Raw genomic sequence first — 497 nt, forward strand, 5'->3', positions numbered from 1 at the left:
GTGGGCATCCTGTTCCGCGGCGACGGCGCCATGCTGCTCTCCACGCGCCCGGCCGGCAAGCCGTACGCGGGCTACTGGGAATTCCCGGGCGGCAAGCTGGAAGCCGGCGAGACCGTCGAGCAGGCCCTGCGGCGCGAGCTCATCGAAGAGCTCGGCGTGACCATCGGGCCGGCCGCCGTCTGGAAGGTGACCGAGCACGACTATCCCCATGCCCTGGTGCGCCTGCACTGGTGCAAGGTGCACGCCTGGACGGGTGAATTCGAGATGCGCGAAGGCCAGTCCATGGCCTGGCAGCAGTGGCCGCTGGACGTGTCGCCGGTGCTGCCCGGGGCCTACCCGGTGCTGCAGTGGCTGGCGGAAGAACGCGGCCTGCCGTTCGATCCGGCGCTGCTGCCCCAGGCCTAGAGGCCCGCAGAGCGGCCAGCACGGCCCGGCGAAGCGGTTCTGGCGAGGCGCCGCATCGCAGGCAGTACGCGCAGTACGACAAGATGTGGCAA

At 70.6% G+C, this 497-nt stretch carries 1 protein-coding gene; it reads left to right on the forward strand.

Annotation, left to right across the window (positions count from 1 at the left end):
• On the forward strand, nucleotides 1-405 hold a 405-nt coding region (locus K9U40_RS23415), incomplete at its 5' end, for an NUDIX domain-containing protein (RefSeq protein ID WP_282892462.1).
• Nucleotides 406-497 lie beyond the last annotated feature (92 nt).

It is taken from the genome of Xanthobacter autotrophicus (genome assembly GCF_030015065.1).
GTDB classification, from domain to species: domain Bacteria; phylum Pseudomonadota; class Alphaproteobacteria; order Rhizobiales; family Xanthobacteraceae; genus Xanthobacter; species Xanthobacter autotrophicus_D.